This window comes from Chloroflexota bacterium, from assembly GCA_038040195.1.
Taxonomy (GTDB): Bacteria; Chloroflexota; Limnocylindria; order QHBO01; family QHBO01; genus DASTEQ01.
On record JBBPIR010000001.1, the window covers coordinates 1 to 22,398 of the forward strand.

15 protein-coding genes and 1 tRNA gene are annotated in these 22,398 nt (G+C 69.1%); 9 read left to right on the forward strand and 7 right to left on the reverse strand.

All coding sequences use genetic code 11. The features are described 5' to 3' along the window. The 8 genes from AABM41_00005 to AABM41_00040 form a co-directional block, all read left to right on the forward strand. Positions 1-706: MOSC domain-containing protein (locus AABM41_00005; protein MEK6190685.1), on the forward strand; the 706-nt coding region annotated here is incomplete at its 5' end. A 695-nt stretch (positions 707-1,401) separates the two neighbouring features. After that, positions 1,402-2,067 (forward strand): transporter substrate-binding domain-containing protein, encoded by a 666-nt coding sequence (locus AABM41_00010; protein MEK6190686.1) that lies wholly within the window; start codon positions 1,402-1,404, stop codon positions 2,065-2,067. 733 nt (positions 2,068-2,800) lie between these two features. Next, positions 2,801-6,163 carry an adenylate/guanylate cyclase domain-containing protein gene (locus AABM41_00015; protein MEK6190687.1) on the forward strand — a complete coding sequence of 1,121 codons (3,363 nt, stop codon included), beginning with the start codon at positions 2,801-2,803 and terminating at the stop codon, positions 6,161-6,163. Between the two features lie 299 nt (positions 6,164-6,462). Next, positions 6,463-7,023: an RNA polymerase sigma factor gene (locus AABM41_00020; GenBank protein MEK6190688.1), complete on the forward strand. Its 561-nt coding sequence runs from the start codon at positions 6,463-6,465 to the stop codon at positions 7,021-7,023. Continuing rightward, positions 7,020-8,405 carry a kelch repeat-containing protein gene (locus AABM41_00025; GenBank protein ID MEK6190689.1) on the forward strand — a complete coding sequence of 462 codons (1,386 nt, stop codon included), beginning with the start codon at positions 7,020-7,022 and terminating at the stop codon, positions 8,403-8,405. The genes AABM41_00020 and AABM41_00025 overlap by 4 nt, the downstream gene beginning before the upstream one ends. 539 nt (positions 8,406-8,944) lie before the next feature. After that, on the forward strand, positions 8,945-9,307 hold the full coding sequence (locus AABM41_00030) for a hypothetical protein (protein ID MEK6190690.1): 363 nt from the start codon (positions 8,945-8,947) through the stop codon (positions 9,305-9,307). A gap of 377 nt (positions 9,308-9,684) precedes the next feature. Then, the gene (locus AABM41_00035) at positions 9,685-12,015 is read left to right on the forward strand and encodes an EAL domain-containing protein (GenBank protein ID MEK6190691.1); all 2,331 of its coding nucleotides are present in this window, start codon (positions 9,685-9,687) and stop codon (positions 12,013-12,015) included. A gap of 710 nt (positions 12,016-12,725) precedes the next feature. Then, positions 12,726-13,289 (forward strand): hypothetical protein, encoded by a 564-nt coding sequence (locus tag AABM41_00040; protein ID MEK6190692.1) that lies wholly within the window; start codon positions 12,726-12,728, stop codon positions 13,287-13,289. Positions 13,290-13,424: 135 nt separating this feature from the next. Here the strand turns inward: AABM41_00040 and AABM41_00045 are convergent. Further along, a tRNA-Glu gene (locus AABM41_00045) sits at positions 13,425-13,501 on the reverse strand. An 82-nt stretch (positions 13,502-13,583) separates the two neighbouring features. On the opposite strand from AABM41_00045, the gene AABM41_00050 reads away from it, so the two are divergent. Next, a complete protein-coding gene (locus tag AABM41_00050) occupies positions 13,584-14,024 on the forward strand; it encodes an SRPBCC family protein (protein MEK6190693.1) in 441 nt (146 codons plus the stop codon). 243 nt (positions 14,025-14,267) lie between these two features. Here AABM41_00050 and AABM41_00055 read toward each other — a convergent pair whose 3' ends face one another. Genes AABM41_00055 through AABM41_00080 form a run of 6 tightly spaced genes read right to left on the reverse strand, consistent with a single transcriptional unit; the run spans position 14,268 to position 22,361 of the window. Continuing rightward, positions 14,268-14,693 carry a DUF1801 domain-containing protein gene (locus AABM41_00055; protein ID MEK6190694.1) on the reverse strand — a complete coding sequence of 142 codons (426 nt, stop codon included), beginning with the start codon at positions 14,691-14,693 and terminating at the stop codon, positions 14,268-14,270. 50 nt (positions 14,694-14,743) lie between these two features. Next, positions 14,744-15,610 (reverse strand): alpha/beta fold hydrolase, encoded by an 867-nt coding sequence (locus AABM41_00060; GenBank protein MEK6190695.1) that lies wholly within the window; start codon positions 15,608-15,610, stop codon positions 14,744-14,746. A gap of 7 nt (positions 15,611-15,617) precedes the next feature. Next, complete coding sequence (locus AABM41_00065) at positions 15,618-16,961, reverse strand: DUF1015 domain-containing protein (GenBank protein MEK6190696.1); 1,344 nt, start codon at positions 16,959-16,961, stop codon at positions 15,618-15,620. Positions 16,962-16,970: 9 nt separating this feature from the next. Then, positions 16,971-19,187 carry a hypothetical protein gene (locus AABM41_00070; protein MEK6190697.1) on the reverse strand — a complete coding sequence of 739 codons (2,217 nt, stop codon included), beginning with the start codon at positions 19,185-19,187 and terminating at the stop codon, positions 16,971-16,973. A gap of 7 nt (positions 19,188-19,194) precedes the next feature. Then, a complete protein-coding gene (locus AABM41_00075) occupies positions 19,195-21,180 on the reverse strand; it encodes an AMP-binding protein (protein MEK6190698.1) in 1,986 nt (661 codons plus the stop codon). 5 nt (positions 21,181-21,185) lie between these two features. Continuing rightward, positions 21,186-22,361: an acyl-CoA dehydrogenase family protein gene (locus tag AABM41_00080; GenBank protein ID MEK6190699.1), complete on the reverse strand. Its 1,176-nt coding sequence runs from the start codon at positions 22,359-22,361 to the stop codon at positions 21,186-21,188. Positions 22,362-22,398: the final 37 nt, after the last annotated feature.

The window sequence follows — 22,398 nt, forward strand, 5'->3', positions numbered from 1 at the left end:
GTACGCCCTCGTCGATCGCGAGACCGGCAAGGTCGCGAGCGCGAAGTTCCCGCGCAAGTGGCCGACGCTGCTCGCTCATCGAGCGGCGTACGTCGAGCCGCCAGCCGGCACCGACGGCCTGCCAGCGGTGCGGATCACTCTGCCGGACGGCCGGATCATCCGGAGCGACGACCCCAATGTTGACCAGGTCCTGTCGGCCGACCTCGGCCGTGACGTCGCCCTTGACCGCTCCGCGCCAGAGGCGCCGAGCCTCGAGGAGTACTGGCCCGACATGGAAGGCCTCGATCACCGGGACGCGCTGACCGAGGAGGCGATGCCGCCCGGGACGTTCTTCGACGCCGGCATCGTCCACCTGCTGACGACCGCCACGCTCGACCGGCTCCGCCAGCTCTACCCGGAGGGTCGCTTCGAGGTCCGCCGCTTCCGACCGAACGTCGTCGTCACTCCGACCGACGGCCAAGCCGGCTTCATCGAGAATGAATGGGTCGGGCGCTCCTTGGCCATCGGCGACGAGGTCCGTCTGCGGATCACCAAGCCGTGCCAACGGTGCGTGATGACGACCATCGCACAGGACGATCTGCCGAAGGACCTCGGCATCCTGCGGGCCGCGGCGCGACACAACAACGTGAACGTGGGCGTCTACGCCGCGGTCGAGCGAAGCGGCCGGGTTCACCGCGGCGATGAGGTTTGGCTGCCGCAGTCCTGAGTGACAGGACGGAATCCGCGCGTGGATGGGACCGTTGGGGGCAGATTTGGTACCGCATACCGGATTCTGCGCGCAACGGCCCACACGTCCCAGCGTGGGTACCGTGGGCGGAAAAAGCCACCGTGGGACACCTGGAGCGGCCGCGATAAGGGTTCAGATAAGGGCTCAGGATCGGCGGCGGCTCGCGGCCGAGCAGCGCACCGACCAGCGCCCCCCGGGCAACCGCTGGCAGGAACGGATCGCCATCAGCGGCCTGCGCATGACGACCCTTGCCGGCGGCCACGACGGTCCCGGCGGCGCTGGCGGCGACGCCAGGCTCCGTGCCGGCGACGGTCCTCACGCCCTTGCCTACCTTCTTAAGCAGCCTACCTGGTGCATCCGTGCTCCAGTTCCTCCCACAGTCGGCGAGCGCCGGCATGCTGGGTGGGGTAGGCAATTTCGGTCAGCGCCGTCGCCAGGTAGTTGCGGTCGCCCAGGCCAGGCAGGCCACTGCGCCGGCGAAGAGACACGCGAACGCGACCACCAGGCCCGACCCGTTGCCGAAGATCAGGCTCGTAGCGGCATCTGTCCGCGCCGCGCCAGACCCTAGTGGATGTGCCCCTCCGCTGCCGATATCCCGATCGACAATCAGCGAGCGAGTCCGAGCCCCGGATACGAGCTTGCCGAAGGGGTCGCGCGGGACATACTGGGAACCGATGAGCGTCATCCGTACGATCACCCCCGGCATCCTGACCGTCGGCACGTATGGGGCGTTCGCCCCGCTTTGTTGGCGCGATGGCGATAAGGCACGAGGCCGCGACATCGATTTCCTTCGCGCGTTCGCAACGAAGTCAGGCCTCGAGTTCACCGCGCAGTTCTTCGAGTTCGACCGTATCTGGGAACGGCCTGGCCGCGACGAGATCGACGTCGCGGCTGCCAGCATCGCCCCGCTGGCGAGTCGTACCTCGCCAGGCATGATGTGGAGCGACCCGTACTTCACGGTGCAGCGCTCGCTGCTCATCCGGTCGGTGGATCGCTACCAGCTCAAGACCATGGCCGACTTCGGCGGCCGCGTTATCGGGGTCACGCAAGGTTCGACTGCCGATGTGGACACGGACGCCAGAAGGCCATTGACGACGCGTGTGGTCTACCTCGACGACCAGGACCGCGCCGTCGATGCGCTGCTGCGCGGTGAGATCGACGGATTCGGCACCGGCGATGTGTGCAGTGAATACCTGGCAGACTCGCATCCCGGTCAGCTGGCGGTAAGCGATGTTCATCAGATGGAGATTCCGGAGACGTTCGCCTTCGCCGTTCGGGAGTCGGGCGGGCTGCTCGATCCACTGAACGAGTTCATACGCACGCAAAGCAACCGCTACTGACCGGCGGCGCCACGGCGCTAGTCGAGTACGAGGAGACACGCTTCGCGGATGGGCAGACCGATCCGGCGCGGATCATGTGGGCAGGTCCGACCGAGCTTCACACGATCGAGACATTGGAACCGACGACCTGAACGTGATGGCCGTCGAGGTGAAGTGCGATCAGACGGCCTGACCGCGGAGTGCGCCAGCCCCCGCCGGCTCAATGTGCGCACGAAGCGGCCGATTTGGTACCGCAAACCGGATTCGCTGTTCAAGGTCGCCTGCGACTGCCGCAAGCGCGCGGGTGCCGCGGGGGGCCGCAGGTGTGTGCAGCAGACTGCTCGGATCAGGGGTCAAATCGGGGGTCAACTCCTCGAGTGGCGGTGTGCTTGCGCCCTCGTCCCATCGGACCATCAGAGAGGTCCGCTACTTCCCCGAGTACGAGCGGGAGTTACGCGGGCGCCTGAGTGGCTGACCCACTCGATTCGGCGGCATTCGCAGTGCGCTCGCCGTCCGGTACTCTGAGCGCCCATACGCTGGGAGCGAGTTCGTGACCTGCGCGAACTGTGGAACCGAAAACGAGGCGGGTCGCAAGTTCTGCGACGCCTGCGGCACGAGCCTTTCAGCCGGCTGCCCGAACTGCGGTGCGAGCAACCGGCCTGCAGCGCGGTTCTGCGCGGACTGCGGCCTGCCGTTGCCGGGCGGCGGTCCCGCGCCAAGCGCGACGGCAACCTCTCCGTCGAATGCAGCGCCGGTGGCCGAGCGGCGGGTGGTCAGCGTCCTGTTCGCCGATCTGATTGGGTTCACGCCATTCGCCGAGGAGCGAGATGCCGAAGAAGTCCGCGACACGCTGAGCCGCTACTTCGACCTCGCGTCCGACGTCATTCGGCGCTACGGCGGCACGGTTGAGAAGTTCATCGGCGACGCCGTCATGGCGGTGTGGGGCGCCCCCACCGCCCACGAGGACGACGCTGAGCGCGCGGTGCGTGCCGGGCTGGACCTGGTGGATGCCGTCCGCAGCCTGGGCCCGACCGTCCAGGCCCGTGCGGCGGTGTTGACTGGCGAGGCGGCCGTCACGCTGGGCGCCATCAACCAGGGCATGGTGGCGGGCGACCTTGTGAACACCGCATCACGCCTCCAGTCGGTGGCACCTCCCGGATCGGTCCTGGTGGGGGAGTCGACCCAGCGTGCGGCGGGCCGGGCCATCGCCTTCGAGGAAGCGGGCGAGCATGTCCTCAAGGGAAAGTCGGCCCCGGTGCCGGCCTGGCGGGCGCTGCGCCTGGTGGCCGAAGTCGGCGGCCGAAACCGCGCCGAGGGCCTTGAGGCACCATTCGTCGGGCGCGATGACGAGTTGCGGCTGTTGAAGGAGCTGTTCCTCGCGACCGGCCGCGAGTCTCGGATCCGGCTTGTATCGGTCATCGGCCCGGCGGGAATCGGAAAGTCGCGGCTGGCCTGGGAGTTCCTGAAATACGTGGACGGCCTGGTCGGTGACACGTGGTGGCACAGCGGTCGGTCTCCCGCCTTTGGCGAGGGCATCACCTTCTGGGCACTGGGCGAGATGGTTCGCGGCCGCTGCGGGCTGGTCGAGACCGATGACGAACCAACCACCCGGAGCAAGGTGCGAACCGCGATCCGGCAGTGGATCACCGATGAACGCGAGCAGGAGTGGGTCGAAGGGGCACTGCTTTCGCTGCTCGGAGTGGAGTCAAGCGGCGGGTCCGAGGAGCTGTTTGCGGCGTGGCGCACGTTCTTCGAGCGTATCGCGGCCCACGCGCCGGTGGTCATGGTTTTCGAGGATCTCCACTTCGCCGATTCAGGGACCCTGGACTTCATCGACCACCTCCAGGAATGGAGCCGTGGCCTACCGATCTATGTTGTCACCCTGGCCCGTCCCGAGCTCCTGGAGAAGCGGTCGGACTGGGGGGCCGGCAAGCGCAGCTTCACGTCGCTGTACCTCGAGCCGCTGCCCGAAGCCGCCATGCGCGAGATGCTCGCCGGCCTCATCCCAGGTCTCCCGGACCGCGCGGCGGCGGCCATCGTGGCCCGGGCGGACGGCATCCCGCTGTACGCGGTGGAGACGGTTCGCATGCTCCTGGCCGAGGGGCGCCTGACCGAAAAGGACGGCGTCTACGCCCCGGTCGGGGATCTCACCGAGCTCGCCGTGCCCCAGACGCTCACCGCCCTTGTGGCCGCCCGCCTGGACGGGTTGGAGCCTGCCGATCGGTCTCTCGTCCACGACGCCGCCGTTCTGGGGCAGTCCTTCACGACGGACGGCCTGGCGGCCGTGTCCGGCGTGGCCACCGACCTGGAGCCGCGGCTGACAGCGCTGGTCCACCAGGAGCTGTTCACGCGGGACACCGATCCGCGGTCGCCCGAACGCGGGCAGTACGCGTTCGTCCAGGCCCTCATCCGCGAGGTCGCCTATAACACGCTGGCCAAGCCGGACCGCAAGGCCCGTCATCTGGCCGCCGCTCGCTACTTCGAGTCGCTGGGCTCCGATGAGCTGGCAGGTGCCCTCGCGGGCCACTATCTCGCCGCCCATGCCAGCGCCGCGGCCGGTCCAGAGGCCGATGCACTGGCCGTCCAGGCGCGGATCGCGCTCCGGGCAGCGGCTGACCGAGCGGTAGCCCTGGGGGCCCACGACCAGGCCGTCGCATTCCTGGACCAGGCCCTGACCGTGACCACTGATCCTGCCGAGCAGGGTGACATCATCGAGCGAGCGGCCTCGTCAGCGACCACCGCCGCGCGCTACGTGCACGCAGAAGCCCTTTGCCGGCAGGCCATCGACCTGTACCGCGGCCTGGGCGACCGGGTCGGAGTGGCCCGTGCGACCACTGCCCTCGGCTCCGCACTGCTGTACAACGCTCAGGCGGAGGCTGCCATCAATCTCCTCGAGCCCGCTTCGGCTGAGTTCGCCGACCTGGCTCCCGATCCCGTCGTCGTCGCGCTGGACGGGATGCTCCTCAACGCCCTGGGTTTCGGGGAACGGTTTTCGCAGGCGCTGGGCGTGGCCGAGCGTGTGCTCGAGGCCGCGGAGCACCGCGGCCTCACCGAAGTGCTGGCGGATGCCCTCCTCGCCAAGGGAGCGACCCTGGCCGCTCTGGGCCGCGTCCGGGAGGGGATCGGAATCATCAAGGCCGGCGAGGACCTCGCGCGCGATGCCGGGCTCACCGCCTTGCACCTGCGCGGGATCATCTCGCGAACGTTCTTCGAGCTCGAGATCGATAACCGGCGAGCCCTGGCCGGCATGCGGGAGGGACTAGAGCTGGCTCGCCGCACGGGCGAGCGCCGGATCATGCTGCGGTTCGCCAACAACGTCGGTTTCACCGCCTACCTCGGCGGCGAATGGGACGAGGCCATCGCAACCTTGGAAGGACCGCTGGCCGAGGACCTGGAACCGAACCATCGGGTTGGGCTGCTGGGAAACGCCCTCGTGGTACGGGCTTCGCGAGGGGAGTCGATCGCGGATGGGCTTGCCGAGCTCGATCGGCTGGCGGGTGGGAGCAATGATGTCGGCTTGGCATCGTTGAGATTGTCGGTGTTCGACGCCAGGGGCAGCGAAGCCTTCGCGGCTGGTCGTTTCGAAGATGCTCGCACCGCATGGCTTCGCGTGGTGGAGCTCGACACCACCCAGGGCCCCTCGTATTACTACCAGGCAGCACGGGCCGGGCTCTGGGACCGCGACCTCGATGCAGCCCGGTCCGACTTACGGGCCCTGGACGGAACCGGCGTCCATGGCGGGGTCGTTGAGATCCGCCGCGCGACCATCCGTGCCGGTCTGGCCGCCCTCGAGGGTCGGCCCCGCGAGGCCGCTGCCGCCTACCGAGAAGCGATCCGCGACTTCGAGGACCAGCATCTCGCCTTCGACGCCGCCCTGACCGCCCTCGACATGACCGCCTTCGTGGGAATCTCGGAACCAGAAGTAGGCCCGATCGCGGCCGCTGCACGAGCGTTCTTTGCCCGCGTCGGAGCCAGGCCGTTCGTCGAACGGCTCGATGCCACGGTAGAGACTGCGGACAGCGCGGGTCCGGCGACGGATGGGATGCCGGTCGATGGCGCCGCGTTGACTGTTACGGCCAGCTCGGCGGCATCGGTCAGCGCGCTTCCAGCCGAATAATGAGCTCGTCACCTACCAGATATTGTGGTGTGTTGGTACCGCATACCGGATTCTGGGCGTAGCGACCCACAGGTTCCACATTGGCTCCGGTGGGCGAATCCGACCGCACTGGGACCCCTGGGACGGCCGCGATAAGGGCTCAGATAAGGGCTCGGATCGGCGCTCACCGCGCGAGCAGCTCACTCGACTTCCCATGACCCGCCAGAGCGGGCCAGAGCCCAGATGGAACCAATCGCCCCCAGCCGTGCCCATACCAAACGAAGGCGGTCATCTTGGTCGCCACGCGTAGGGTGAGCAGCATGCAGAACGATCTGGTGGTACGGGCGTCAGCCGGCGACCATGCCGCGTTCTCCCAGCTGGCAGCTGCTGCAATCGGCGGGCTGTACCGCGTCGCCCACCTGATCCTGCGGGATGGCGACCTTGCCAACGACGCCGTCCAGAACGCCCTGATCGCCGCCTGGCAGGACATTCGAGCTCTGCGCGACCCCGACCGCTTCGACGCCTGGCTGCACCGGCTGACGGTGCGCGCCTGCTACCGCGTCGCACGCAAGGAGCGGCATCGGGCCTTCACGGAGGTGCAGCTGGTGCCGATGCACGAGGTTCCATCGGTCGACGATGACCAGCGCCTGCTGGCGGTTCGCGATCAGCTTGAGCGCGGCTTTCGGCACCTATCGGCGGAGGAGCGGGCCGTACTCGTGCTCCATTACTACCTCGACCTGCCGTTGGCGGAGGCTGCCGACATGATGGGCATTCCGCTGGGCACCATGAAATCGCGACTCAACCGCGCCACCCAGGCGCTTCGGGCTGCGCTCGATGCGCAGGATCGGGCTTCGGCAGTCTCGACGGGAGGCATCGCATGACCAGTGAGCGCCAGTTCGACGCGCTGCTTCGATCGTGGCTTGAGGAATCGGCGCCGTCTGGCCAGCCGCAGGGCCTGCTCGAGTCGGTGCTGACCGCGACGGGTCACACCCGCCCCCGTCCGGCATGGCTGGTCCGCTTGCTCGATGAGCCGATGCCTGAGACAGGCCGCCCGGGACTGAGCCGCTTCGCGCCCTTGGCTCTCGCTGGGACAGCCGTTGTCGTCGCCCTGGTAATTGGCATCGGCCTCTTCCTGCGATCGCTCAACGTCGGTCCGAGCCCGACGCCCAGCGGGCAGCCCAGCCCGAGCGAACTCGCAGGACCATCAGCAGGACCGACCTCGTCCGTCGTCTCGGGTCCGGCAGGGGTCTGGATCGCCACCGGGACGATGGGTACGCCCCGCTCTGGTCACACCGCGGTGCGCCTCCTCGACGGCAGGGTGCTCGTTGCGGGCGGCTCGGGAGCCAATAATGAGGACCACCTGACCTCCGCCGAGTTGTACGACCCGGACAGCGGGACCTGGTCCGCCACCGGGAACATGCTCAAGCCCCTCGCTGGCTTCCCGGCCACGCTGCTGCGCGACGGCAAGGTGCTTGTGGGGGATGTCGACGACCCGACGGCGGACGAGCCGATCGGCGGCGCAGAGGTGTACGACCCGGACAGCGGAATCTGGACCGCCACCGGGAAGATGCTCATGACTGGCGACACGGCCACCACGGCCACGTTGCTGCGCGATGGCAAGGTCCTCGTGATCGGCAACGACGGCAGCGCCGAGCTGTACGACCCCGACAGTGGGACCTGGACCGCCACCGGGACGATGACCACACCGCGGCACAGCCACGCGGCCATCCTGCTGCCCGATGGCAGGGTGCTCGTGGCGGGCGGCCACGCCCCCTTCGACTTCCCGACTGACTCGGCCGAGCTGTACGATCCGGACACGGGGTCCTGGACCGCGATCGCGAACATGAACGCCCCGCGCGACGTCATCACGGCGACGCTGCTGCGCGATGGCAAGGTGCTCGTGGTGGGCCAAACGTCAACGTCGTCCGCCGACCGGTGGGCCGAGCTGTACGACCCGGCCACCGGGGCCTGGACCGCCACCGGGGACATGGCCAGGCCGGGCACCTCCTACCAAACGGCCACACTGTTGTCGGATGGCACGGTGCTGGTGGCGGGCGGCGTGAATGGAATTGACCCCGAGCCGCCCTTTAGGGCCGCCGAGCTGTACGACCCGGACACCCGGTCCTGGACCACCACCGGGACCATGCTCGAGTGGCGCGTCGGGTCCCCGGCCACGTTGCTCCTCGATGGCAGGGTCCTCGTGGCGGGTGGCGATGACACACCGGGTTCGGCGCAGCTGTACGTCCCGGGCAGCGGTCAGTGATCTGCCCTGCCGGCCGGCATGGTCGTGGGGCTGGTCGGCGATGTCGATGAGGAGAGAGTCTGCCGCGACCACGTACCTCGGCGACTAGCTCCTGACCCTCGTGCTGTCGGCCCTCGCCGGCGGCGGCGATGCCGAAGAGTGATGCAACCCTCCAACCGGACTGGGAAGGAAGTCTAGGCCGGGCGAACACAGCGGTAGCCTACGGAACGCTAATCGGACAGCTGCGCTCCTCTCGGCCCTTCAGGGGTCAAATCAGGGGTCACCATCGCCGCCGGGGTGCTGCACAGGCCGGATCTGAGCATGAATTTCGCCGACGGGGGCAAGTTGGTACCGCATACCGGATTCGCGGCAAACGTCCGGCGGGTTCCGGCTGAGTACGGCTGTTACGGTGCGCTCCGGCCAGTTCTGGTGGATTCCGACCGGCTTGAGGGTACGAATGAGGGTACAGAGGCTGCACCGACGAAGCGGTTCAATCCAATGTCGCCCGGGCTTGTCGGCCGCCTGCCGAACCGCTGTCATTTCCGAGCACCCGCCCGCGCGTGGAGTCCTACGAGGCGTTGACTGCTCCGCTGGGCCGAGCCTGGGGCACCCTCGGGTGGTGGACTCCCCCGGCCTCGGCCCGGGGCGCCGTCGGGCTCATCGGCTACCTCGCCTCGGTGCGAGACCGCGGGTCCGGGATACGCCCGTGGCTCGACCTGTACGCCTACCCCGCGTTGCTGCTCTTCTACGCCTTCGGGCTGGGAGCAAGCGCGGCGCGCCGGTTCGACGGCCTCACGATGCTCTTCGATCAGCTGGTGCCTGACGCCCGCGGACAGCTGCACCCGGCCGTGGTTGAGCTCAATCACCCGGCGTCATCGACCACGATGTCGCCAAGACTATGCCCGGGATGCAGCCCCAGCTGACCCCGTTGGTAGGTACGGACCTCTGGCTCAATCGAGCAAGCCGAATTCTCAAGCCACGACCGTGCCGGTCCCGTCGAGACGTCGCTTCATGCTCAATCAGCCCAGGAGTGGGGCGTCGCTGATCGGGACAGCGCATAGGGCACCCAGCCTGTCAAGGATATCGATGGCGGGCCGCCGTCGCTGGCCATGACCTGCCGCAACGGATCCTGTCGCCCCCTGAGGAACAGATTCGAGACCGGATCCTCCGTCTCAAGGCGGTCTCTGATGTTTGGCGGCTTCCGCCGATGTATCAGCACGGCCTGCCCCTCGGCGTAGGTCACGAGGTCGCATCCGTCTGGGCCATAGCGGTGGGGTACCCACAGGGGGACACTGGGGCCATGAGGACCCATGGCCTGAACGCGTCGGGCGCAAGACGATCGGGTGCGCTCCGGACCGGGTTGGCCCGACTGCGCCCACGGGCGTGGCTCGTCTTCCTCGGTGGAGGCCTTGGCCTCGCCGTCGCCGGAGCACTCATCGGTGACGAGAAGGCCTTCCAGCCGCTCCTGAACGCGATGGGATTGGCGGCCGCGGTGGCCATCCTCGCCGGCGTCAGGATGCATCACCCGGCCCGACACCTGCCGTGGCAGCTGATCGCCCTCTGCACCGCCCTCACGACGATCGGGATCGGGATGGTTCCCAGGACCGGTGATGTCGCGATCGTGGGCCAGGCGATGACTGGCGCCGGTTTCGTGGCCGGCTTCAGTGGTTTCGTCATGCTCATGCGTGGTCGCATCCCGGGTGGCGAACGCGCAGCCTTCCTGGATGCGGCGATCCTCGCCTCTGGAACCGGCGTCCTGATCTGGGCATTCGGCTTCGCCCCGTACCTTCTGGCCGGACAGGGCAATACCGCAGCTGTGGCTGCCTTCTTCTACCCCGCCATCGTCGCATCGGCGGCGGTCGCCCCACTGTGGTTCCTCGGTGGGGCCCATCGCCCCGCGACCCGCCTCCTCGTCCTCCTCGCCCTTCTCACGCTTGCCCTCACGTTCATGGACATGCTGCGCGGCGTGATCGGCCATGGCGCGTTCCCCGGCCCGTACCTTCTGGCTGAATTCGCGTCACTGGCCGTCGTGAGTGCAGCCGCCCTTCATCCCTCGATGGCGATCGCGGCGGAGCGGCACAGCTCAGAGTTTCGGCCCATCGGCCGCCGTCGGATCGTGGCGCTGGCGGCCGCCCTTCTGGTCAATCCGGCGACCCTGGCGATCGAGGTCGCGAGCGGTCGGCAGGTCGATCCTGCGCCGTATCTCGTCGGCGGGACGCTGATCGGCATCCTCGTCATCGCTCGCCTCGGCGGCGCTTTGCGGCAGCTCGGCGAAAGCCTTGGCGAACGCGATTCGCTGATGGAGCTGCTTCGCCGACAGGCGCTCTTCGATGCGCTCACGTCGTTGCCCAATCGGAGCTTCTTCAATGACCGATTGACCGCCGCCATCGCGAACCGATCCGCCGACCGCCTGCTGGCGGTCCTGCTCGTCGATCTCGACGACTTCAAGGCGGTCAACGACAGCTACGGACACGAAGCGGGAGACGCGCTGCTGGTCGCCGTCGGCGAGCGGCTGCGCAAGGCGACCCGCGAGGGTGATACGGCGGCTCGATTCGGCGGCGACGAGTTCGTCATCGCCCTGCCAGCCTGCGCCGACCCACTGATGCCGATCGGCATCGCCAAACGCGTCCTGGCGATGCTCGGCGAGCCGTTCGACGTCGGGGGTCACAGCCTGACGGTGAGCGCCAGCATCGGCGTGGCCGTGGCCGACCCCGGCGATCGAACCATCGACGATCTGGTCCGCAAGGCTGACGTCGCGATGTACCTGGCCAAGAGCCACGGCAAGGGCCGTGTCGAGGTCTTCGAGCCGTCGATGCAGGCGGCCGCGCCGACCAAGCTCCAACTCCAAACGGACCTTGCGGCCGGGATCACCGCCGGCGACCTGCGTCTCCACTACCAGCCGGTCGTGGACCTGGACACCGGCCGGACGATCGGGTTCGAGGCGCTCGTTCGCTGGCTGCGGGACGGCCAGCTCATCCCGCCGCTCGACTTCATCCCGTTGGCGGAATCGAGCGGGCTGATCGGCCCACTGACCGACTGGGTCATCGAGGAGGCCTGCCGCATGACGGCGGCCACGGGCAGACGCGGTGAGCGTCCGTGGGTCAGTGTGAACCTGTCGTCGAGCCAACTCGTGCGCCAGGATATCGTCGCTCGGATCGGCCGCACTCTCGAGGCGACCGGCCTGGCTGCGGATCGCCTGATCGTCGAGATCACGGAGTCGTCCCTGCTCGAGATCGATGTAGCTCGGCCGGCCCTCGAACGCTTGAGCGAGATCGGCGTCCGTGTCGCCATCGACGACTTCGGGACCGGCTATTCGGCGCTGAGCTATCTCGCACACCTGCCGATCGACATCGTCAAGATCGACCGTTGGTTCGTCCACGCGCTTCAGAAAGCGGGCCCCGAGGAAGCCATCGCCTCGGCCATCATCGCCCTCGCCAAGCGGCTCAAGTTGACGACGATCGGCGAGGGGATCGAGACCGCGGCCCAGCTCGACCAGCTCGCGTCGCTCGGTTGCGATCTCGGCCAGGGCTTCTTCCTGGGCGTACCCGCTCCTGAGCAGCACCTGCGCCCCGTCTCATCGTCGCGGCGCAGCCGGGCGCGGCAGGCCAGCCTCGGCAGCCTCATCGCCTGACGCAGCGGGCTCGGCTGCGGCGCCCGTGGAACTCCCCGCGGTGAAAACCGGCAGATGCCCCTCAGCTGGGCGTTCGTCAGCCGGTCCCGGTCAGGTGCACGCCGGGCGGGCAGATGACACAAATGCGGCAGCGAGGCCGCCGCACTCGCCCGCAGGGGCGCCCGCTGCTCGCCTGAGGAACACATTCAGGACAGGTTCCTCGTGAACCGGTCCGCAGTCTGTGCGATTTCTGCAGGAAATCGAGGGTGGCCACGCTCATCTGTGCGCGGTTCGCTTCTCACGGGAACGAGGACCTGCGCAGCCGTCGAGGTCATTCGATAGGTCGGGTCGTGGCCGCGGTCACGGTCGCGCGCCGAACTCGGATCAGGGAGGGGTCAGGGATCGGGCCATGCCCCCGGCGACGCCCCGAACCCGGCGCCCGCTATCCTGCCCCGATGACGCGACAACGGATCCCGGACGATGCCCTCTCGGCCGCGCATCCTGGGCCGTGCTGCCCGCATCGAAGGCGAAGTAGCCGAGCTTCTGGAGGTACCTTCCGCAGGGCCGTCGGGCGGGCCGATCCGCCGGTCCCCGACGTGTTCTGGGAGCGGGTAGCCGCGCTGCGAAGCTCGCGAGCTCGACACGGCGGTAGCCGTAGCCCAGCACGACCGGACATGCTCAAGGGGCTGCTCCACTGCGTCTGCGGTCAGCGAATCCGGACTGACGGGACGATGGGTACTCCACCGCGCCAGCGCAAGATGCACCCTCGCCACGATGAGTGCCCAGAGTGGGGTCCCAAGGCGTCCTATAGCTCCGACGCGTACGAACCGTGGGTGGTGGGGCAGGTCACGGGAGTCCGAGTCGACGACGTCACGGTCGAGCGTATCGTTCGCGTCCTCTCGACGCCCAGCGTCACGCCAAGCGACGTTAGCCGAGCTCGCGTCGAGCGGATGAAGCGAGATCTTGCCCTCGATCACGCCGCTGGTCAGCTCGACGACGCGACCTACCTGGCAAGGATGGCTACCCTGCGGACCGAGCTCGCCACTGCCGAGGAACGCGAGCCGACTCATGCGGTGGCTTCGGCCGACAAGGTGATCGCGAAGCTGCGAGCACTGCCCGAGACGTGGGCGATGGCAACTCCCGACGGCCGCGCCGAGCTGCTACACGCGATCTACGAACGCATCGTTGTCAGGGGCCCCGAGTTTATTTCGGCCCGTCTGACCATTCCGACGCCTACGTCGATCTGGTGCTCGCCTGGGCCGCCCGCTAGTGGAACGTGTCGAGCGCCAGGTTGAATTGCCTAAGCTTGACCCAGGACACGGGGCGCCGCTTCGGCCTCGACGTTTGAGGGTACAAACGAGGGTACGGCGGATTCCGCGGCCACGAAAAAGCCCCGATTCACGCTCAGAATCGGGGCTCCGGGATGAGATTGGTACCGCATACCGGATTCGAACCGGTGATCTCCGCCTTGAGAGGGCGGTGTCCTAGGCCTCTAGACGAATGCGGCCCGGCGCCGCGCGTCCTGTTGGGACGGGCCGGCGGGAGTATAACAACGGTCCTTCCAGGCCCCAAGTGAAGGGACTTCCCACGTGCGCGTCCAGAGCCAGATCACGGTGAACCGCCCATCCGACCAGGTCTTCGCGGCCATCACCGATGCCAACATCACGACCAAGTGGGCGTCGGCCACCGAGAGGTCGTGGTGGGTCACGCCGCCCCCGGACGGCGTTGGATCGGTCCGCCGCGCCACGGGAACGGTGATGGGCCAGCCGTTCGAGAACGAGGCCAAGGTCATCGAGCACGACCCGCCCCGCCGCCAGGTGATGTCCGGCCAGGAGTCGGGCGTGAAGTTCCAGGTCGCCCTGGACTTCGTTCCGGAGGCGGATGGAACGCACATCACCGTGACCTCCGACATTCAGCTGAGCGGAGGGATGCGATTCCTCGGACCGATGATCTCGCATAAGTACCGGCAGATGTGGGACGTCGATCTGGCCGCCTTCAAGCGGATGATGGAGGCTGGCGAGCTGCCGTAGGTCGCGGCTCGGGCGACCTCGCCCGGGCTCGACTGCAGGCGTCGGACGCGGACCGCCAGCTCGACCGCCGTGGCGACCTGGGCCTGGACAGCGCCCAGGCGGCGCACCACCTCCGCGACAGACCGCGTACCGACCGGTTCGAGGAGGTGCCGCTGCATCCGCCAGGCGAGGGCCTGGGGCCAGGTGATCCTCTCGACCATGCGTCGCGCCTGGGACCGGTCTGTTACGCGACGCCTACACGGCTCAATACGTGATCGTCTGGCCGTCGGTCGCGGCGGAGACGCGGATCACCTCGTCGATTACGTCGAGATCGACATCGGACAGGCGCTTGAAGCGGATGCAGCCTCTGCCCAGGTTCGCTTTGGCGAGCCGCGCGGCGAACGGCTCCAGGCCGATGGGACCCGCGTAGAGCGAGATGTACTGCTTGTTCGATGCGATGGCCAGGCACATCCAATCGCCCGTTCGGCCTGACCTGCCCCGATACGAATAGCGACCGTAGCTCAGGAATCCGCGGTCGACGTACCGGCGCAATCCGGGTACCAGCTTCCGGATCCGGGCATCCAGCTCCTCCAACTGCGGTCGGCGGACGTCATCCAGCGCCGCCAACCATGCGTCGGGGTCTGTCGGGCCAGTCGGTGTCTGGCCGTACATGCCCTGTTGCGTCGCCATCGTGGTCCTCCTGGTCGTGGGGCGGTGAGGGCGTGGCTAGCGGCGGGTGGCTAGCGGCGGGACGCTCCCACCAGGTCGGCGTTGGCGGCCATCATCCCGTGGCGCCGCTCCTCCAACCAGCCGAGGATGGACGCGGCCACCGCCGGCCACGTCTCGGAACCCATGACCAGCCCGAAATGGCTGGCCCCAGGGATGTATTCGTAGGTCGCGCCCAGCAGGTCGGCGGTCCGACGCGCCTCCGACGGATGGATGACGTCGTCCAGGCCGGCACCGATGACCAGCGTCGGCATCCGGATCAGCCCCGGGTCGATGGCCACGCCCAGCATCCGTTCCTGGCGGGCTCGCCCCGACTCGTGCGCGCCGGCCAGCAGCTCCTGCATCTTGGACAGCTCCTCATCGGTCATGTCGGGCATCCAGGCTCGCAGCTCGTCCAGGGGGGCCAGCCAGCCCCACCACGCGGCGTCGTACACGCCCGGGACGGATTTCAGCTCATGGTCGGCCGGGCGTCGGGGGAGGGCCGCGGCCGGCGGGGAAGGTGCCAGCAGGACGAGGCCCAGCACGGGGCGCGACTGGGCGTACAGCAGCGCGGCCAGGGCCCCCATCCCCCACCCGATCAGCACCGGGGGACGCCCCAGCTGGCGGGCCGCGATCCCGATGTCATCGGCGTAATCGCGCATCCGGGTGTCCTCCAGATCGGCCAGATCAGAGGTGAAGTGGCCGCGCAGGTTCAGGGCATGCGCCTCCCAGCCGCGTTCGGCGAAATAGGACGCGAAACTCGACCACAGCCATGACCCGGTGAGCACGCCATGCACCAGCAGAAGTGGGGGTTTGCGGCTGCGACGTTCGGGCTGATGGGTCTCGACGTGGATCCCTTCGGGCTCGATGAAGACCTCGTCGCGCTTGATGGCCTGGACCACGGTGTACTCAACCCTCCAGCGGATAGAAGACCATCCCGGTCAGCAGCTTCGGATAGAAGTAGGTCGACTTCTGCGGCATGACGTCCCCGGCAGCCGCCACCGCGGTCAATTCCTCCAGCCGGGTGGGGCGCACCAGGATCGCCGCCGCCACCTCGCCGCGGGCAACGCGGGCGCGGGCATCGGCCTCGCTCCTAGTGTAGAGGAGCGTCTCCCCGCCGGCCACGTCCGCCTCGGTGATGCCCAGCCGGTCGCCGAGCAGCGCGGCATGCAGCAGCGCCAGGTCGAGCCGGCGGGCCGGCGCGCTGACCGGCTCGCGCCGCATCCGGTCGGCCGCGGCATCCACGTCTCCGATCAGGAGCCACCCCTCCCCGTCGGGCAGGACCAGCCCGAACACGGCTTCGGTGGCATCGCGCAGGTCCGCCAGCCGCTGGGCCAGCTGCTCGGCTGCCACCGACACGGCCTGGAACAGTGGATCGGGGCCCTGCACCAGGTCGCGCAGCCGATCGGCATCGGCTCGGCGCAGGAGCCGATGGGTGGGCCGGATCTCGAGCTGCTCCTGGGCGGCATTGACCAGGACCGCCATCACCCAGTCCGCCGCCAGGGCGCCCGGCGCGGCGGCGCCGGGTATCGGTCTGGATCGGACCTCGGCCTGGTAGGACAGCGCAGTCTCATACCGATGGTGCCCGTCGGCGACCACCAGTCGCCTCCGGGACAGGTACGCGGCGAGGCCCTGGTCGGACTCGATCACACCGGTGCGATGCAAGAGCCCGTCCCCGTCGCGGGCCCGCCACTCGTCGAAGACCGCCCGTTCGATGAGCGGCGCATAGCGCGCCGAGCGGTCCGCGTACAGCACCAGGATCGGGCTGAGCTGAGTCCGGGTCGCCTGGAGCAGCCCCAGTCGATCCTCCTTGGGGCCGGGCAGGGTGTGCTCATGAGGCCGAATGCCGGGCCCCCATGGTTCCAGGCGGATGCGGGCCAGGATCCCGCGCACCGCCGCCGACTCCGCGGAGTCGGCCGCCTGATAGCGGTACGCGTACAACGCGGCCCGCGATCGAATGCTCAACGTCCCGTCCGCCTGCCAGGCCGCCAATGCCTCGGCGGCCGCCCGGTGCGGGGCCGCCTCCGCGCTGAGCTCCAGGCGGACCGCGTTGCGCGGGTGGCGCGCCAGCAACGCCGCGCGCTGGGAGTCGTTGATGACGTCATACGGAGGGCAGACCAGATCGGTCAGGTCCGCAACGCGTCCGGGGGACGCTGCTCCCTCGCCCGGTCGTCGAACCCGGGCCGGGATCTCGCCGCTGCCGAACCGATCCAGTGCATAGCCGAGCCCGCGCAGCGGGCGCACCAGGGGCATGGCCCGAGTCTAGCCGCCGATCTCCTCGAAGGTGGCTCCGTCGTCCGGCGACCGTCGGCTGGGCCCCGTGTCGGGCCGGCGCAGGAAGAGGACGGCGGCCGCCGCGATGGTCAAAAGCACGGCCATGGGCACGAACGGGAGGCGCCGGTAGTCAAGCGGCCAGACCACGCTGACCACCCGCTCGGACCGGTTGCCGACGGGGTCCAGGGCCACCACCCGGACATCGGTGGGCAGGAGGCCCGCGTCCACCGATGCCTCGAATGACCCGTTCTCCGTCACGTCGACGGGTTGGCCGTTGACCGTGACGGTGGCGCCGGAGACCGTCCGACCTGACACGGTTGGGCTGAAGTCCACCAGGACATCGTCCGCGGTGAAGGCCAGTGAGGGGGCCTCTCGGAACACCCGAATGCGCCAGGTGCCGTAGTACCCGTGACCGACGGGTGTCACCAGCCAGATGCTGGCCGTGGTGCCCGAGCCGTTGGGCGCGTTGGGGCCTGCCGCCTCGAGCAGACGGATCTGGGCGACCCCATCCGCTCCGATGGTCGTTTGGCCGGAATCCCCGCGCGACACCCACCACACGTACGTGCCGGGCGGACCGGTGATCTCGGCGGACGCCGCTTCGTTGCCCACGATCAGCCCACTCGGATGCTCCGGGTCGGGCGCCACGCCCGCAAAGCCGGGGGTCAGGTGGCCCCCGTTGGCCTCGGGTTCCATGAGCGAGGAGGTTGCAACGAGTCGGGTCTCCACCGGCGACCGGGCGCTCAGCAGCGCGACCGCCGGCGCGCGAACGTCGAGGACGGTGAATTCGGAGGACTCGAACAGGAGCGCCATCCATCCGCCGCCGGGGCCGACCGTACCGACCGGCTTGAGCCCGGGCAGCAGTGCCAGGGACGCCACCTCGGCCAAGAGGTCCGGATCTGAGGCCGGTCGGACGAGCCGTCCGCCGAACACGTACACCTCGCGGTTCCCGGGCAGACCGCCGGGGATCGCGCCGAAGAACGGCATCAACAAGGCGGCGCCGGTGCCCTGCACTGTTGCGGCAAAGGCGCCGGGGCGCGTGTCACTCCCGAACGCCGTCGACGGACCCGCCCCGCCGCCAAGATCACCGGGGAGCACGTTCACCGACGATGGTGGATCGCCGGTGCGCACAATGATCCGCGTCTCGGATCCCGTGCCGAACACCGCGGCTGCCACTCCACCGCTCGTGCGCGCGACCCGGCGCTCGGCCTCACCGTCGCGGGGCCATGACCACAGTGTCAGCGTCGAGAATTCCGTGCTGGTCACGACGGCCGGTCCCCAGTCCAGGGAGAGCGCCCGCGCCGCGAACAGCTCGCCGATAGCCGCACGTTCGAGAATAGGCGCCCCCCCTCGGAGACTCACGCGGTGCAGACCGGCCGAGATGGCCCCCTCCGGTCCGATCAGCGGCCCCGCCAGCAGCACCTCTGCGCCCGGGACGCCATCCGTCTCCCCCGCGTCCGTGATCGTTGCGCAACAGCTGGAGATGCCCGGGATCGTGAACCCGGTGCGTTCGTATTTGGCGCCGTTCCAGCGCAGCAGGCTGACGTCGAGGACTTCGCTCGAGTCGACGAGCGGTCCTTCGGTGACCAGCAGCTCATCGGTGCCATCGGCGTCCATGTCGGCCGCAATCAGCTGGGCGCCGTAGCGCTGGGTGTCGGCCACAAGCCGGAGCTCCAGGGCGCGGTCGATGTCGACGACCTCCCAAATGGTCAGGCAGCACGGGTCACCGAACGTTGCGTCCGGGCCCAAAGTCGCGACCAGCAGGATCTCGCGCCCGTCCCGATTTGCACGAACAAGCTTGGCCGGATCATCCAACTCGACCGCGATCATCCCGTCCTTGTCGATTCGGGCGCGGCCCACCCCCGTCAGCAGCTCATCACCGCTCGCGGACCGTCGAAGCGGGACGGCGTTTCCGTGCTCGGCCGCCGACGCACCCAGCTCCACATCGTCCAGGTACCAGGCCTGGAGCGCTGCCAGTCCCGGATCGGCCTGCGAACCGGTCACCAGCACGAGCTCGCGCGTGCCGTCGCCGTCGAGATCGAACGTGATGGCGTCGGTGACGAATGGCAGGGCGACCGCTTCGGGCTCGGCTGGTAGTGGCGTGCCCGGGATGGGGTCGATCGCGGCCGCCGGCGCGGGCGCGGCCAGGAGGCCGAGCAGCATGGCGAAGCCGAATACCGCCCGGGCTAGGTGTCGATGCGCGCGCATGAACCCGTCAGCCGCGGAGGGCGCGGATCGGCTCCAGGGTGGTGGGGTCCTCGAGCGCCGAGACGTCGCCCGCATCCAGGCCCAGGTACGCGGCGCGCGCCACGCGGCGCAGGATCTTGCCGTTTCGCGTCTTGGGGAGCGCCGGAACCAGATGCACGGCGGCGGGGCGGAAGGATTTGCCCAGCCGATCGACAACCGTCTCTCCAACCGCCGCGGCTAGCGGCCCATCCGGATCGGCACTTGCCCGCACAACCGCGAACACCACGATCGCCTCGCCCTTGACCTCGTCCGGCACCCCCACCGCCAGGGCCTCCACCACCACAGGGTGCGCCACCGCCGCCGATTCCACCTCGGCCGGACCGATCCGCTTGCCGGCCACCTTGATCGTGTCGTCCGAGCGGCCGCTGATGTACCAGAAGCCGTCGGGGTCGATGCGCGCCCAGTCGCCGTGGACCCACACTCCCGGCAGGCGCCGCCAGTAGGCCTCCAGGTACCGATCCGGGTCGCGCCAGAAACCCTGGGTCATCCCCGGCCACGGTTGGCGGATCACCAGCTCCCCCACCTCGCCGCGGACCGGATGCCCCTCAGCGTCCACCACGTCGGCCGCCATGCCGGGGCACGGACCGGCGAACGAGCACGGGGCGATGGGGGTCATCGTGGTGCAGCCCACGATCCCGCCGCTGATCTCCGTCCCGCCCGAGTAGTTGATGATCGGCAGCCGCTCCCCGCCCACGGCGCGGTGCAGCCACCACCACGGGTCGGGGTTCCATGGCTCGCCGGTGGAACCCAGCACAAACAGCGACGACAGGTCATGGGCCCGCACCGGCTCCGACCCGTGGGTCATGAGGGCCCGGATCGCGGTGGGGCCGATCCCCAGGTGGGTCACCCGATGCCGCTCCATCAGCGCCCACAACCGATCCGGGCCGGGAAAGTCCGGTGTCCCCTCGTAGATAAGCAGGGTCGCGCCCAGGAGCAGGGCACCGCAGACCGCCCACGGGCCCATCATCCAGCCCATGTCCGTGAACCAGAACAGGACGTCGCCGGTCTGGAGGTCGAAGCAGTGGGCCAGGTCCACGGCACTCTTGAGCGGGAATCCGCCATGGACGTGGACCGCGCCCTTGGGTTTCCCCGTGGTGCCCGAGGTGTAGATCACCAGGAACGGATCGTTCGCGTCGGTTTTGACCGATGCCAGCGGCTCGTCGCCGGCCGCCGCCAGCGCCTCGTTCCAGGCCACGTCACGGTCCGCCGTCCACGCCACCTCCCCGGCGGCGTCACCCAGCCGACGCACGACCAGGCAGCGCTCCACCGATGGCGCCTCGGCCAGCGCTGCATCGGCCACCGCCTTCATGGCCACGGGCTTCCCGCGCCGCCAGAACCCGTCGGCGGTGACCAGCAGCCGCGCCTCGCAGTCCGCCAGCCGGCTGGCGACGGCCGGCGCGCCGTACCCCGAAAAGATGGGCGTGTAGACGGCCCCCAGCTTCCCGACGGCCAGGACTGCGATCACCGCCTCGGGGATCATGGGCAGGAAGATCCCTACCCTGTCACCGCGGCCCACCCCCAGGGTCGCCATGGCCCGTGCCGCGCGGTCCACCTCGGCCCGCAGCTCCCCGCGGGAGAAGCGTCGAACCACGCCGTCCTCCCCTTCCCAGACCAGCGCGACCTCGTCCGGACGCGCGGCGCCCGAATCGTCCACCGCCGTGGCCACGTAGTTGAACCCGGCGCCCACCCACCAGCGGGCCCACTCCGGCCCCCTTGACACATCGAGCACAGCCTCAGGCTCCGGATCGAAGCGGATCCCGAGGTCAGCCACCGCCGCCGACCAGAACCAGGCTGGATCGGCCTCCGCCCTCGCCTGAAGGTCCTCCAGGTCGGCGCAGCCGACATCGGTCAGAAACCGGCGCAGCCGGCTGCGTTCGAGATACGCAGGAGAGGGTCGCCAGGCCGCCGCGGGCGAATCGGTTCCGAACCGCGGCCCGGCCGCTCGCACGGCCATGGGTTTCACATGGCCCGGATGCCGAGCAGGTTGCGGGCGATGACGAGGCGCTGGATCTCGCTCGTCCCCTCCCCGATCTCGGTCAGCTTCGCGTCGCGCAGGTAGCGCTCGACGCGGTACTCGCGCACGTACCCATATCCGCCATGCACCTGGATGGCGGCGTTCGTCGCCCGGGCCGCCACCTCCGAGGCGTACAGCTTGGCCATGGCGGCCTCGGTGCTGTACGGCTTGCCAGCATCCTTGAGCCACGCGGCGCGGTACACCAGTAGGCGCGCGGCGTCGATCTCGGTCGCCATGTCGGCGATCTGGAACGCCACGCCCTGGAACGAGGCGATGGGCCGCCCGAATTGCTCGCGCTCCTTGGCATACGCCGATGCGGCCTCCAGGGCCGCCTGGGCCAGGCCCAGGGCCATGGCGCCGATCCCGATCCGGCCACCGTCCAGGGTCTTCAGGAACAGCTTGTCGCCCTCGCCCTCGGCGCCCAGCAGGTTGGTGGCGGGGATGCGGCAGTTCTCGAACACCAGCTCCCCGGTGGCCGAGGCGTGGAGGCCCAGCTTCTCCAACAGCCGGCCGAACGTGAATCCGGGCGTGCCCTTCTCGACGATGAAGGCACTGATCCGGCCTCCCTGAGCTCCGCCCTTGGCGCCGCCCTCAGGACTGCCCTCCGTCACGGCCGCCACGATGTAGATATCCGCCACCCCGGCGTTAGTGATGAACTGCTTGGCCCCGTCGATGACCCACTCGTCGCCGTCGCGGCGAGCCCGCGTCTTCGTCCCCCGCGAGTCGCTCCCGGCCCCCGGCTCGGTCAGCCCGTAGGCGCCGAGCTTCTGCCCACTAGCCAGCGGGCGCAGGAACCGTTCCTGCTGCTCCGGGGTGCCGGCCATCGCCACCGGGCCAGCGCCCAGCGACGTGTGAGCCGACACGATGATCGCCACGCTGCCCGAAACCCGGGCCAGCTCCTCGATCGTGATCGCGTAGGCGAGCGAGTCCAGGCCGGTGCCGCCCATCTCGGTCGAGTAAGGCACGCCCAGCAGGCCCAGGTCGGCCGCCTCGCGGATGAGCTGGTCGGGGAACTCGCCGCGGACCTCCATCTCGTCCGCCTGCGGACCGATTCGCCGCTCGGCGAAGTCGCGGACGGTGCGCCGGATGTCCTCGTGGGCCGCAGACAACGCGAAATCCATGGGTCCGGCGAGTCTATCAGCGCCCACTCGGCGTGCC

What these genes read in the sequence shown, in the direction of transcription:
- AABM41_00025 (MEK6190689.1), top strand. Translation starts at nt 7,020, where the DNA reads ATGACCAGTGAGCGCCAGTTCGACGCGCTGCTTCGATCGTGGCTTGAG.
- AABM41_00065 (MEK6190696.1), bottom strand. Translation starts at nt 16,961, where the DNA reads ATGCCCCTGGTGCGCCCGCTGCGCGGGCTCGGCTATGCACTGGATCGG.
- AABM41_00010 (MEK6190686.1), top strand. Translation starts at nt 1,402, where the DNA reads ATGAGCGTCATCCGTACGATCACCCCCGGCATCCTGACCGTCGGCACG.
- AABM41_00080 (MEK6190699.1), bottom strand. Translation starts at nt 22,361, where the DNA reads ATGGATTTCGCGTTGTCTGCGGCCCACGAGGACATCCGGCGCACCGTC.
- AABM41_00075 (MEK6190698.1), bottom strand. Translation starts at nt 21,180, where the DNA reads ATGGCCGTGCGAGCGGCCGGGCCGCGGTTCGGAACCGATTCGCCCGCG.
- AABM41_00020 (MEK6190688.1), top strand. Translation starts at nt 6,463, where the DNA reads ATGCAGAACGATCTGGTGGTACGGGCGTCAGCCGGCGACCATGCCGCG.
- AABM41_00035 (MEK6190691.1), top strand. Translation starts at nt 9,685, where the DNA reads ATGAGGACCCATGGCCTGAACGCGTCGGGCGCAAGACGATCGGGTGCG.
- AABM41_00055 (MEK6190694.1), bottom strand. Translation starts at nt 14,693, where the DNA reads ATGGCGACGCAACAGGGCATGTACGGCCAGACACCGACTGGCCCGACA.
- AABM41_00040 (MEK6190692.1), top strand. Translation starts at nt 12,726, where the DNA reads ATGGGTACTCCACCGCGCCAGCGCAAGATGCACCCTCGCCACGATGAG.
- AABM41_00070 (MEK6190697.1), bottom strand. Translation starts at nt 19,187, where the DNA reads ATGCGCGCGCATCGACACCTAGCCCGGGCGGTATTCGGCTTCGCCATG.